1 protein-coding gene and 1 pseudogene are annotated in these 4,045 nt (G+C 71.3%); both read left to right on the top strand.

Annotation, left to right across the window (positions count from 1 at the left end):
• A pseudogene (locus AC5LUJ_RS12755) lies at positions 1–326 on the top strand (XRE family transcriptional regulator); the annotation flags it as partial.
• A 291-nt stretch (positions 327–617) separates the two neighbouring features.
• The coding region (locus AC5LUJ_RS12750) for a type I restriction endonuclease subunit R (protein ID WP_493464982.1) at positions 618–4,045 on the top strand (3,428 nt) is incomplete at its 3' end.

Genomic DNA, 4,045 nt, shown 5'->3' with positions numbered 1-4,045 from the left:
CAGGTGGCCACCGCGCGGGTCACCCCCAGGGCCGCGACCATCTGGGCATGCTCCTCAAGGACGGCGATCCCGCGGTCTCCGGCTGGGAGGCCGCGCCGCCGACCACCGGGAGCGCCGGATTCGACACCCTGCTCGCCGTTCTGACACGCCGTGAGTTCGATCAGGCTGGTGTCAGACCGCCGGCATGGTGCGAGCCCAGGCGCCTGCCGGAGCCGTGGATTCCCGACCATCCGTTCCTCACCCGCGAGCAGGTCATCGCCAGGACCCCGGGCTTCCTGAAGGAACTCAGCATCTTCGTCCCCGCCCGCGACCTGGTCACCGCGTGAGCGGCGGCTATGAGTCCACGGCAGACGAGATAACCGCGCTGCTCGCCAGGCTTGCCGAGCAGGCCGCCCACCTCCTCGCACGCGCGGGGCCGGTCGGCGGGTAAGCCGTTATGTCGTCGGTCGCGGGGTGCATGTTGTGGCCGGCGACGGCGGGGTCCGCTCTGGCCAGGAGTGTGGTCATGCTGTTGTCCTGCCGGGGGGTTTGCGGGGTTGAGGTGATAGTGGGCCGGTATCCGGGGTCTCGTATGGTTAGGGGCTTGCTGGTGGCCTTGGGCGGGGGCGAGGGCGAGGATGGTGCTGGTCGACGAGCGGCTCGGTGGGGCCGCGAAGGGGTCGCCGAACTTCGGGCCGCTGTATCCGCTCCAGCCGTTGCTGGCCGTCTACGGCGCCTTCGCCGAGGCGACGGTGTTCACCAACCCGAACGCGTCGCTGATCCAGTCCGGCCAGTTCGGCGAGGTGCTGGCCGAAGAGATGATCGCCAGGATCGGTATCCGGCTCGACGGCACCCGGCAGGTCGACCGGCTCGCGGCGCTGACGAAGGCCGGTGTGCTCAGCGCCCGGGTCCGCACCGACTTCGACCGGCTGCGCCGGGACAGGAACAGGGCCGCCCACGAGTACCTCTTCGACAGCACCCGCGCCTTGGTCGCCGTGCGGATCTGCTACCAGCTGGGCATCTGGTTCCACGACGCGGTCTCCGGCCGCCGGACGATCGCCGAGTTCGTCCCACCCACCGACCCGGGCGACGGTGCCACGATCACAGACCCGGCCGAGCTGGCCGAGCTGCGCGAGGCCCTCGCCGGCCATCGGCAGGCACTGACCCAGGCCCGTACGCGGCTCGCCGAATCCACCAGCGCGCTGGACGCCGAGCGGCGGGCCCGCGCCGAGGCCGAACGGCTGATCGCCAGCGCCGACGCGAACCGCCGGCAGCTCCTCGACACCGTCGAACAGCTCACCGCCCGGCTCGAGCGGCTCCGCGACACCCAGCACGCCAGCTATGAGGCCACCCGCCAGCAGCCCCGTCAGGTCGACGTCCGGCAGCGCGAGGTCATCATCCAGCGCGCCCAGCGCCCGGCGCCGCTCAACGAGACGCAGGCCCGGGCCGCCATCGACGGGATGCTGTGCCAGGCCGGCTGGCTCGTTCAGGACCGCGACCAGGTCAATCCCGCGGCCGGTCAGGGAGTGGCGGTCCGCGAGTTCACGCTGGCCACCGGCCGCGCCGACTACGTCCTCTACGTCGACGGCAGGATCGTCGGCGTGATCGAGGCGAAGCGTGAGGGCGACCATCTCTCCAGCGCCGTCGAGCAGAACGACCGGTACGCGGCCGGCGTCCTCCAACGGCACCGCAACGCCGTCTGGCGGGAGTCCGAACCGTTCGCCTTCCGCTACGCCACCACCGGCACCGAGAACTACTTCCTCAACCGGCTGGACCCGCACGCCCGCTCCCGGGCGGTCTTCACCTTCCACCGGCCCGAGACCGTCGCGGCCTGGATGCGGCGCGCCGGCGAGCACCCGGACGCCCCGACCTGGCGGGCCGCCCTGCGCCAGCTCCCCGAGCTGGAACCGAACGGGCTGCGCCCGGCACAGGTCGACGCGATCAACGGCCTGGAACGTTCTCTGGGGGACGACCGGCCGCGGGCGCTGATCCAGATGGCCACCGGCGCCGGCAAGACCTACACCGCCGTGGCGGCCACCTACCGGCTGCTGCGGCACGCCGGGGCACGCCGGGTCCTGTTCCTCGTCGACCGCACCAACCTGGGCCGCCAGGCCCACGACGAGTTCCGCCGGTTCACCACCCCGGACGACGGCCGCCGCCTCGCCGACCTCTACAACATCGACCGCCTCGGCCCGGCGGGGCTGCAGGACACCTCCTCGGTGGTCATCTGCACGATCCAGCGGATGTACGCACTGCTGCGCGGCGAGCAGCTCCCCGACATCGAGACCGACGACGCGGACGAGACCGACGGGGCCAACGGGGCCAGCGGGGCCGGTTACGAGCCGTACGCGCTGGACCAGCCCGCCGAGGTCGCCTACAACCCGGCCGTCCCGGTCGAGGCGTTCGACGTGATCGTCGTGGATGAGTGCCACCGCTCCATCTACGGCCTGTGGCGCGGCGTCCTGGACTACTTCGACGCCCATCTGGCGGGCCTGACCGCCACCCCGACCCAGCAGACCCTTGGCTTCTTCAACCGTAACCTGGTGTCGGAGTACACCTACCAGCAGGCGGTCGCCGACGGGGTGAACGTCGACTTCGACGTCGTGCGCATACACACCGACCTGCGGGAGAAGGGCGTCGCCACGATCGAGTCGGGCACCACCGTGCGGGTCCGGGACAGGAAGACCCGCCGGCAGCGCTATCAGGAGCTCGACGACGACTTCACCTACACCACCAGCCAGATCGGCCGGTCGGTGGTCGCCGTCGACGAGATCCGCGCGGTGCTCACCGCCTACCGGGACAGCTGGCGGAGCTGGTTCCCGCCGAACCGGCGCGAGCTCCCCAAGACTCTGATCTTCGCGGTCGGTGAGGACCACGCCGAGGACGTCCTCGCCCAGGTCAAGGAGATCTTCGGACGCGGCGACGACTTCGCCAAGAAGATCACCTACAAGAGCCGGCAGGCCGGGGAGAACCCGGACGAGCTGATCCGCGCCCTGCGCACCTCCCCCCGCCTGCGGGTCGCCGTCACCGTCGACATGATCGCCACCGGGACGGACGTCAAGGCCCTGGAGTGCGTCATCTTCCTGCGTGACGTGCGCAGCGCGGTGCTGTTCGAGCAGATGAAGGGACGCGGCGCCCGCACCATCGACCCGACCGAGCTCCAGGAGGTCACCCCCGACGCGGACGAGACGGTCCGCAAGGACCGCTTCATCCTGGTGGACGCGGTCGGCGTCACCGACTCCCCGCTGGTCGACGCGAAGCCCCTGGCCGCCGCCACCGAACGGCAGGTCTCGCTGGCGAAGCTGCTGGACAGGGCCGGCACGAAGTCGATCGCCCTGAGCGAGGCCGAGATCCTGGCCGGCCGGCTGGCTCGCCTCAACCAGCAGCTCACCACCGGGGAACGCGACGCCCTGACCAGGGCCGCGGGCGGCCGGACCCTCTCCGAGATCGCCGGCGCCATCGTGCGGGCGGTGGACCCGGACCGGCAGGAAGAAGCCCTGGCCGACGGCGGCAAGGCGGCCGCCCGGCAGCTCGTCGAGGACGCGATCGCGCCGCTGACGGGCAGCCCCGAGCTGCGCCGGCAGATCATCGAGATCCGCCGCGACAAGGACTACGTCATCGACGAGACCACCGCCGTCGAGGTGACCAGGGTCCACGAGATCCCCCGCGCGGAGCGGGCCCGCGAGCAGATCGCCCGCTGGGCCCGGCTGCTGCGGGAGGAACGCGACCGCCTCCCCGCGGTGACCATCGCCCTGACCAGCCCGCGCTCGGCCGCGCCCGCGGAAGCCTACGAGGCGCTGCGGTCACTGAACGCGGAAATCCGCCGCCCCCACTACGCCTGGTCACCCCAGGTACTCTGGACGTACTACGAGGATCTTGGTGTGGCCGTCCGCTCCGACGGGCGCGAGGCGGGCATCCCCGACCTGATCTCGCTCATCAGGTATGAGTTGGGCGTGGACGAACAGCTCCGCCCGTACCGGGCAACGGTCGAGGACCGCTTCGACACCTGGCTACACCGCCAGCACCAGACCGGAGCAGCCTTCACCGACGACCAGCTCTGGTGGCT

This window comes from Protofrankia sp. CiP1_Cm_nod3, from assembly GCF_982290655.1.
The sequence above is the reverse complement of the archived record's forward strand: the minus strand, read 5'-3'. Positions and strand labels throughout refer to the sequence as shown.